At 39.7% G+C, this 8,569-nt stretch carries 6 protein-coding genes, 4 tRNA genes and 1 pseudogene; all 11 read left to right on the forward strand.

Annotation, left to right across the window (positions count from 1 at the left end; genetic code table 11):
- Nucleotides 1–110 (forward strand): annotated as a pseudogene (locus tag JMX97_RS13310) (IS5/IS1182 family transposase); the annotation flags it as partial.
- 245 nt (nt 111–355) lie between these two features.
- Nucleotides 356–1,435 (forward strand): peptidoglycan bridge formation glycyltransferase FemA/FemB family protein, encoded by a 1,080-nt coding sequence (locus tag JMX97_RS13315; protein ID WP_201558889.1) that lies wholly within the window; start codon nt 356–358, stop codon nt 1,433–1,435.
- A gap of 32 nt (nt 1,436–1,467) precedes the next feature.
- Entirely contained in the window at nt 1,468–2,649 is a 1,182-nt protein-coding gene (locus tag JMX97_RS13320; protein WP_201558891.1) for a hypothetical protein, read from the forward strand.
- A gap of 458 nt (nt 2,650–3,107) precedes the next feature.
- Nucleotides 3,108–4,013, forward strand: a complete 906-nt coding sequence (locus JMX97_RS13325; RefSeq protein ID WP_227671614.1) for an RsiV family protein — start codon at nt 3,108–3,110, stop codon at nt 4,011–4,013.
- A 194-nt stretch (nt 4,014–4,207) separates the two neighbouring features.
- On the forward strand, nt 4,208–5,458 hold the full coding sequence (locus JMX97_RS13330; protein WP_227671615.1) for an FHA domain-containing protein: 1,251 nt from the start codon (nt 4,208–4,210) through the stop codon (nt 5,456–5,458).
- A gap of 296 nt (nt 5,459–5,754) precedes the next feature.
- Nucleotides 5,755–7,251, forward strand: coding sequence for an anthranilate synthase component I (gene trpE, locus JMX97_RS13335; RefSeq protein ID WP_201558899.1), 1,497 nt, complete (start codon nt 5,755–5,757; stop codon nt 7,249–7,251).
- Between the two features lie 181 nt (nt 7,252–7,432).
- A tRNA-Thr gene (locus tag JMX97_RS13340) sits at nt 7,433–7,508 on the forward strand.
- 83 nt (nt 7,509–7,591) lie between these two features.
- A tRNA-Tyr gene (locus tag JMX97_RS13345) sits at nt 7,592–7,675 on the forward strand.
- Between the two features lie 97 nt (nt 7,676–7,772).
- Nucleotides 7,773–7,846 (forward strand) — tRNA-Gly (locus JMX97_RS13350).
- Between the two features lie 127 nt (nt 7,847–7,973).
- A tRNA-Thr gene (locus JMX97_RS13355) sits at nt 7,974–8,048 on the forward strand.
- 395 nt (nt 8,049–8,443) lie between these two features.
- On the forward strand, nt 8,444–8,569 hold a 126-nt coding region (locus tag JMX97_RS13360; RefSeq protein WP_227675427.1), incomplete at its 3' end, for a GTP-binding protein.

An 8,569-nucleotide genomic window follows, 5' to 3' on the forward strand; every position in this document is an offset into this window, starting at 1 on the left:
CTAGGTTAAAACACTTCAGAGGCATTGCCACACGCTATGATAAACTTAAAGCCAGCTATGAGGCTGCCATAATTCTCGCTTGTGTCTTTATTTGGCTGCCGCTGATTTGAATTCTATACAGCCCCTAATATAAAACCTGCCGATAAGCTTGAAGATACCTGTCTAAGATTTCTGAGTAATATCAAATAAAACTAGACTTCTGTAATATATTCGTTAATATAGATACATAAGTGCAATAATATGAATATATTAGTGACAAATATCAATCAAACTTATTCTTTGTTCTGCTACAACCCAATACTTGGCTAAATTTTGATTGTCTTAGTCTAAAATCAGACTAAAAAGGATTATTTAAATGAGGGATATTGAAGTATATTTTACGGAAATAAATGAAGAATGGGATAAAGAGATATCAAAATATAATTTTGACATTTATCATTTGTCTGGCTGGATTAATGCTTCAAACGTAATAGAGGAGGGCAAACCTCAAGGTATTATTGCCGAATATAAAGAAAAAAAGTTTTTTTTACCAATAATAATAAGAGAAATAGATAGTGAGTATTGGGATGCTATATCACCCTATGGCTACGGTGGTCCAGTGATAGATAAATCTCTAACTCATCTTGAAATAGATATGATTTTGGAAGAAATAAAAACATTTCTTTATAAAGCAGGTTGTGTTTCTCTATTTACAAGGCTTAACCCTATTCTCAATAAAGAATGGGACAGTACTATTGGTACCTCAGTTGCTCATGGATTTACTTTGATATCTGATTTATCTAAATCTGAAGATGAGCATTGGAAAGAAACTCAAAATCAACATCGCAGAGGTATTAAAAAAGCTTTAAAGATGAATATAGGGGCTAAAATTGAGGATTTATCTGAACAAAGAATAAAAGTGTTTTCAGAAATTTATCGAGAAACTATGACAAAGGTGGGAGCAAGTGAATATTATTTTTTTGATGACAGTTATATTTATGAATTAGCTAACAATCTTCAAGATAGACTATTTTTAGTAACTGCTTATCAGGACGATAATGCTATAGCTTCTTCTATATATACTATCTGTAAAGAATCTGGGATTATGCAATTTTATCTAGGGGGCACACTTAATGATTATAGGAATTTACAACCCTCTAAATTAATTACTCATATTGCTAGAGAATGGGGCAGAAAAAATGGGTATAAAGTATTACATTTCGGTGGTGGCTTGGGATGTAGTTCAGATTCTTTATACGAATATAAAAAAGGATTCAGCTCTCAAGAACTAGAATTTAAAACATGGAGACTAATTTCTAACTTAGAAAAGTACACAGAATTAGTGATAGCCAATAATGAGCTTACTGAAGTTGAACTGGAATCAAGCTTCTTTCCGTTATACAGAGATGTTCCTGTACATGAGCAACTAAGTCAGACAGAAGAAGTAGTGGACTAATAGTTTAAACAAACCCTAGAAGAGGTTAAAACATGAGCCATATACCAGCATTAAAGATCAAAAATAATCTACCAACGGATGCAGCCAAGGGTATTTACGACCTAGCTATTTCATATAGAGAAGAAACAGAAAGCTCCAGAAGGCTTGCTTCTAATGTTGTTGAACAGCTCTCAGACCTTGAACTATTTAGAATGGGATTACCAAAATCTTTAGGGGGATGGGAAGACAATCCTGTAGAAACCTTAAAGGTCTACGAAATATTAGCCAGTGCTGAAGCTTCCGTTGCTTGGATTGTTTGGAACAATCACCTAGCCTGTACTTTTGGCCGTTATTTGGACGAAGCCAGTATGAAGGAGGTATATAGTGATCCATCTCATGTTTATGCTAACTCAGCACGTCCTGAAGGTGTCGCTAAGGTCGTTCCTGGAGGCTATATTGTATCCGGTCAATGGACCTTAGTATCCGGATGTGAGTTAGCCGATTGGTTTGTTTTACGCTGTCTAATTACCTCGGAAGACGCCCCTGCTACCCTAGGTCCAAGTGCGAACTTAAAATTATTTTTCATTCCAAAAGACGACATCAAAGTAATTGACACATGGAATGTGGGTGGATTAAACGGTACAGGCAGTCACGATATAGTGATAGAAGATACTTTTGTAAAAGAACAGTATGCTGTAGATTTCGATAGTCCAATAGCCATTGATAATGCCTATAGCCGTTTACCTATTGGTTGTATTAATTCTGCCGGTTGTGCTGCAATGGCTTTAGGGGTTTTAAAAGCGGCTACGGACGATTTAATTAAAATGTGCTTAGATAGGGTGACACCTGGGAAAAATCCAGATCTACGCGACCGTGCAACCGTGCAAGCTGCCATAGCAAAAAGTAAGACCTTATTAGCGTCTAAACGCTCACAACTACATAGTAGTGTCGCAACACTCTGGGAAGAGTCACAGAATAAAAATACCTTTACTGATGAGCAACTTGCTGATGTATGGGCTGCGTCATGTGAAGCTGCAAGAGAAGCAAGGGCTATGCTATCGGAGATTTATGCGGTTGCGGGAACCTCTTCTTTATACAAAGAATATAAAATAGAAAGGGCACACAGAGATATTCATGCCATTTTACAACATGGTATTGTTCAGCCACATTGGATGAATCAGGCAGGAATGGCTTACGCCGGACTAACCCCACCTGCTGCGATGTTTAGAACATAAAAAACGTATTTTTATGGTGGCTAACCTCCCAATTTTTTAACTATAGTCTAGGGGAGCCAGGATTTTAAACTTAAACCATCAGTTTAGTTAGTAGGCTACTCAAAGTAGACCGAGGTAATGGAACCATCTAGAACAAGCTATCAAAGTCGTCGTTAGTTTTACACTACTTAATTGCTTACTGCTATGTTGAAATACACCCAAAAACAGATGTACCTGTGAGCTTTAAATAGCAACTTATAATAACTTTTAAAGACACGCCAAACGTGTCTTTTTTATTGTCTATCGATTGTTTGTTTTGTAAATATCGCTTTAAAGTTACTTTTTTAGAAGTAGAAACCCCTCAAAAACACAAACAGTGTTCCAACAATACACTGCAATGGTTACGGTAGACTATTACTAGCGATACCCATAACAAATGCCGTCTATAACAAATATCATCAGATTATCAAAGAGGATATATGCTAATAACGACTCAATCTGCTACCACTAAGCCGTCCTCGGCTCAGCAACTAACGATTAAACCCAGCCGTCTACGCCTGATGACTATGCTGGGTGGGTTGAGGCTGGGTGGGCTGGGTAAATTAGGTATGTTGGGCAGTGGGGTACTACTTGGCGCAATAAGCTTATCAGCAAGTGCGAGCACTCTTATCAGTAGTAGCGACTATCTCGATTATGAGCTACCTCAGAATATCCAAGAGCAGTGCATTGAGCGTGATAATTGTCCAAAAATTGAGGTCAAATACCTTAAATCCAATCATGACTGGATTAATAAAATAACCAATGCTCGTATTGATAACTTGGTTGTTAATAGTAAACCTAGTGAGTCTTCACCTATTACTGTCAAAAATAGTGGAAATTCGAAAGTCATTAAAGCGGCTATTGATGACTTTGTAGCATCGCAATTTTCTGATGACATGCCTACTAGCAGCTCATGGTCATATACCTTAACAGTAAAGCCTGATTACTTAGGGCATGTAGATAATTTTGAGTTGTTCGAAGTTAATTCTTATGTCTTTACGGGTGGCGCTCATGGGATGCCTTATAGCGAATATTTAATCTTTGATCCCAGTACTAAAAAGCAAGTACGACTAGAAGATATGCTCCAGAAAGGCAAAAAATCAGACTTTGAGTCACTAGCTTACGATGCGTATAAAACGTGGGTTAAAACGGTTGATCAGGATATTATTGGTTATGAGAAAAACTGGCCATTTACCCCAAATGATAACGTTACGTTGACCGATAAGAGCATTAATATTCGCTATCAGCATTATTCGATCGGCCCCTACGCTTACGGTATGCCAATCATCAGTATCCCTTATGATAAGCTACGCGGAATAATCAAACCCCATTTTTCTCCCAAATAAGCATACAGCAACAGCGATAGTCTTATACTAGGTTGTAAAGCTGCTAAAACAAAAGAAAACGGTGGTTTATCTGATGCTTTGGACAACAAGATTTTGAATAGCAAGGTAATGACCAATCATAAGAATATATAATTATTTGACAATAATAATGAATCAAACATTGAATAATGAACTAAATAACAAGGAGCAATAGTATGGCGAGCAACTTAGAGAATAAAGATATGACCAAAGCAGACACGGTATTAGAAGCAGAAGAAGCAAGTACTTGGTATCTTAATGCCTTAACCGAAGCGCTTGGTGACTTAACATTAGACGTCAGTGATAGCCTGTCAGTTGGGCGTGGTAGTGATAATGATGTGGTGCTAGGCAGTAAGCAAGTATCGCGTAATCATGCGCTGCTTAGCGTGCTAAATGGTAAGTTGTATGTTAAAGATTTGGACTCATCAAATGGTACGTTTATTAATGACACCCGTCTTGAAGGCAATCAGTCTAAACACCTTCAAGCGGATGATACCCTTGGTTTTGCCAGTTTTTCTTTTCAAGTAATGAAACCAATAGCGGCAGCTGATGACTCTAATAATGTTGAACAGCCTGCCTCAAAAGCGGCGGAAGTAAACAGTACAGATACCCTAGATATTGAAGCAAAGCCTGTGCCTGTAGTTGATGAAGAAGTGGCTGATACTGATGAGACGACTGCTTCAGCAGCGCCATTAGCCGATTTAGAAACAACAGACGCTCAGCCTGCGGTTGCTTCACCAGCAGAACCAGTTGTTGCAGAGGAAACGGCTGTTGCCAGTACTGAGGCAGATAGTATATCGAGTGTAGATAATGTAGCAAGCGCAAGTGAGACAGATGATCCAGTGGTAAAAGAGACGATAATTGAAGAAGTGTTGTCTTCTACTGAGATTTCATCTTCTACTACGAAAAGTACGGACGCGCCAGTCGCCGACATGGTAGACCCTGTACCTTCATCAACTTCATCGCCAAGTATGGCTTATGAGCAGGAGACAGTGATGTCCAACGATACTTCTAACGAGGCACTAAATAAAAAGCCACTAAATAATGAATCGGTAAACAGCGAGCCAGTAGCAAGCGAACCATTAGCGACAGAGCCAACGGTTCATCAACAACCGGCTACGCGACAAAAGCCAGTAGTCAGTCCAGAACATGATAAAACCACTAAGACCGAGCTACAAGAAGAAGCCGACCCTGATGTGCTACGTGCCAAACAAGCGGCCACTGCGCAATTCTCAGGAACGGCTAATTTAGGTCAGTCTCGTGATCTTGGTACTAAAGGCAATAATGCCATGGATCAGGCCATCGATAATCCCGCTAATGACGGATATGTAGAGAAAAAACCCAGTGGCGGTTGGTTTATTTGGGTATTTATTGCCATTATTATTATTGGATTGGCCCTATGGCTGTTCAACATGGGCAGTGCGTAATTGATAGCTTAACTCTACCGCTCATCCTAAAAAATTCTACCAGCTTATAAATGTCAATTTATAAGCTGTCAGTATATTGATTCGCAAACTGTTCAGTTCGCCTAAACAGTAATAACATCAGTCAGTTTTGTTATACTGTCGAGCTAGATTTTAGCCACTACAGAGCTGTGGATGTCCGCTATTTATAGCATGCTATATTTACCAGAATATCAATGCATGCTGTAACTCTATTGTTTGTGACTCCTGTTTTTGCCACTCTCATCTTTTGCCAATATTGTGCTAAGAGACTATTTACTATGATAACTTTTGAAGAATATCAAGCCTTTAAAAATCGTGGCTTTAGCCACGCGCCACTGGTTAAAAAACGTTTAATGGATGCTCAGACTCCCGTGTCTGTGTTTTCAAAAGTGCGAGACCTAAGTGGCTCAGCGTACTTATTTGAGTCAGTGGTAGGTGGTGAGCGTTGGGCACGATATTCGATGATCGGCTTAGGTAGTGATCTTATTTTGCAATATGCAGATGGTAACATGACGATCAAGAAAGACGATCATATTGACATCGACGCAGTTGATGAGCCGTTTGACTACATTCGTAAGCTGATGGCAGGCTATAAGATGCCAACATCAGATGACGTCGAAGCATTACCCAGTTTTAGTGGTGGGCTAGTAGGCTATTTTGGCTATGATATGGTACGTGTTATCGAGCCTAGTGTTGGCTTATCTGACGCGCCCAATCCAATGTCATTGCCTGATATGTGGTTAATGCTATCGATGAGTGTGATCGTTTTTGATAATTTAGAAAATACTTTATCGATTATTGTCTATGCTGATTGTAATGACGAAGATGGTTATGGTGCTGCTATTCGTGAGCTTGAAAAAATCGAAGATAAGCTCGCTGAAATGCCAGATTTAAGCGCGCCGATTATGCCAACTCCGAAGTTTGTATCGCAGACGGGACAAGAAAAATACTGTGCCGACGTCAATAAAATTAAAGACTACATTTTGGCAGGAGACGTAATGCAGGTTGTGCCTGCGCAGCGTTTGACTGCGGATTATAAGGGCGACTCTCTTGCCGTATATCGCGCCCTACGGTTTTTAAACCCGTCGCCATATCTGTTTTTAGTCCACGGTTATACTCTTGATGATCATAAGCGCTTCGATATTATTGGGGCTTCTCCTGAGATATTGTCACGTATTGAAAATGGCAAAGTGACGGTCCGTCCATTAGCAGGAACGCGTAAACGTGGCCAAGACGAAGCTGAAGATTTAGCGCTTGAAAAAGAGCTACTCAGTGATAAAAAAGAAATTGCTGAACATCTAATGCTGATTGATTTAGGGCGTAATGATATTGGCCGTGTCTGTGAATATGGCAGCGTCAAAGTTACGGAAAAAATGTTCATTGAGCGCTACTCGCAAGTGATGCACATTGCTTCTAATGTCGAAGGTACCATATTGCCCGATAAAGACGCGCTTGATGTGTTTTGTGCCACCTTTCCGGCAGGTACGCTCTCAGGAGCACCCAAAATCCGCGCAATGCAAATTATTGATGAGGTTGAACCAGTACGACGTACAGTATTTGGTGGTTCAGTCGGGTATCTAGGCTGGCATGGTAATATGGACACCGCTATTGCCATTCGAACCGCAGTCATGCGCCGCGGTAAGATACATATTCAAGCGGGCGCTGGTGTGGTCGCTGATTCGGTTCCAGAAGCGGAATGGGATGAGACCAATAAAAAAGCCTTGGCCTTGGTCAAAGCGGTAAAAATGGCGTGCGATGGACTGCGGATTCGCTAATAAATATTTGCTTTATGAGTGATAGGCAGACGCTGCTAGAAATAGCAGTGTCTGATGCTTATAAAAATAGTAGCATAATCAAACATTTAAAATTATTTATCAAAAATAATGCGAAAATATAGAAATAGGGGTTGTGTTATACAATATATTTGATAGAATACACCCCACTTTGAGAGAACAAGCCGACTTAGCTCAGTTGGTAGAGCAACGCACTTGTAATGCGTAGGTCGCCAGTTCGAACCCGGCAGTCGGCACCATTTCTTTCAAAGTAGCTTTTTTTATAATTACTTTAATTTGAATTTATTTTGATCAAAAGTAACTTTTATTAAAAGCAACCTAAGGTGGGATTGGGGAGCGGTCAAACCCAACAGACTGTAAATCTGTCGCGAAAGCTTCGAAGGTTCGAATCCTTCTCCCACCACCATATTTTTCTAAAGTTTGTCATAGCGCCAAGCATACTCTAAACCAAAACGGTTATTGGTGTTACACCAAGATTGTTTTGGGTTAAATATAGAGTTAATGCGGGTGTGGTATAATGGTAACACCTTAGCCTTCCAAGCTAATGACGCGGGTTCGATTCCCGCCACCCGCTCCATACATGTGGCATCAATCGCAAATGGTAGCTTTAAATAGCGACGAATAATTCATCATGACAGTCAGCTGCTATAGCCTATACTGCTTCGTGATATTTTTTAGTATAACCTACTGGTTGTCTAAAATACGCTCATATAGCTCAGCGGTAGAGCACTCCCTTGGTAAGGGAGAGGTCTTGAGTTCAATTCTCAATATGAGCTCCATTTATTATTCAAGTTTGCGTGTTCGATGTACGATTTAGGCATGATATGAAGAAGTGGGCTATCACCATATCAATCTTATATAACACCGTTATAAACTTTTGGCCGATATTGAAAAAAATTCAGCAGACTCGGTAAGTAATGATTCAAAGGTGACACCGAGGTGTTGCCTTTTAGTGTTGCCAGTATATTAATTGGTATGTAATACTCTTGTTTTACATACCAAACAGATTGAAAAAATTAGCATAGTGCCCATATAGAGTAGTTAAATAGAGTAACTAGACTAATAGATAATATTCAGTAGATAAGCCATAGCGTCAACGGTTTGATGGTTTTAACTCTGTCATAAGCCGTCAAACAGCTATTCATTATGATTCACCAATAAAGAGGAATACCCCATGGCAAAGGCCAAGTTTGAACGCAACAAGCCACACGTCAACGTCGGTACTATTGGACACGTTGACCATGGTAAAACCACCCTTACTGCTGCTATCGCAACAGTAGCCGCTAAAACCTCAGGTGGC

Source organism: Psychrobacter sp. 72-O-c, from assembly GCF_904846605.1.
GTDB lineage: Bacteria > Pseudomonadota > Gammaproteobacteria > Pseudomonadales > Moraxellaceae > Psychrobacter.

Coding starts and splice junctions, on each gene's coding strand:
- JMX97_RS13315 (WP_201558889.1), top strand. CDS start 356: ATGAGGGATATTGAAGTATATTTTACGGAAATAAATGAAGAATGGGAT.
- JMX97_RS13330 (WP_227671615.1), top strand. CDS start 4,208: ATGGCGAGCAACTTAGAGAATAAAGATATGACCAAAGCAGACACGGTA.
- trpE (WP_201558899.1), top strand. CDS start 5,755: ATGATAACTTTTGAAGAATATCAAGCCTTTAAAAATCGTGGCTTTAGC.
- JMX97_RS13325 (WP_227671614.1), top strand. CDS start 3,108: ATGCTAATAACGACTCAATCTGCTACCACTAAGCCGTCCTCGGCTCAG.
- JMX97_RS13320 (WP_201558891.1), top strand. CDS start 1,468: ATGAGCCATATACCAGCATTAAAGATCAAAAATAATCTACCAACGGAT.